Source organism: Dellaglioa sp. CoH-57-MRSF-20 (genome assembly GCF_056781955.1).
This window is the reverse complement of record NZ_JBXAXV010000086.1, coordinates 1-514: the sequence shown is the minus strand read 5'-3', so window position 1 is coordinate 514 and position 514 is coordinate 1. Positions and strand designations below refer to the sequence as shown.

Here is a 514-nt window from a genome sequence, read left to right as displayed (position 1 = left end):
TCACTGAACGACTGCTCGTTGTACAACACGCCGTCTTTGTAGACGGTGCGGAGCATGTTTTCGCGACCACCCAACTCCGAGGATTGAATGACTTCGAGGATGCCTTCGTCCGACTGCACAACCGCAAGGTGACCCTTCAACGATTTCTTGGATTGAGCGGTAACCGGGTCCTTCATGATCCCGGTCCAAGCCTCGCGGCCATTGGTAATCGCGCTTGCCTTTTGGGCGTGACCCAGTACGTCGCGGTTGGTGGCTTTAAGCAGTGCGCCACCCATGCCGAATGCTACGTTCTCGGCACTGAAACCGTGGAGTTCGAGGGCTCGCAGGATCGCGATGATAGAGTCACGATTTACACCGTCACCCTGAATCACACGCACGCTCGGATGGAGCACCTTGAAACCCTTGCTGTTGGTCGTGGTACCGAAGCTTTCGGCCAACGACTTTACACAGTACAGCACCACGGATACCGGATCGCCGGAGTCAGGGCGAATCACAACGCGCCCACCCTTCGACA

The 514-nt window shown here is 56.8% G+C and carries 1 pseudogene; it reads right to left on the bottom strand.

Going from position 1 to position 514, the window contains the following annotated elements:
- Positions 1-494, bottom strand: a pseudogene (locus AC1RPN_RS08245) (nicotinate phosphoribosyltransferase); the annotation flags it as partial.
- Positions 495-514 lie beyond the last annotated feature (20 nt).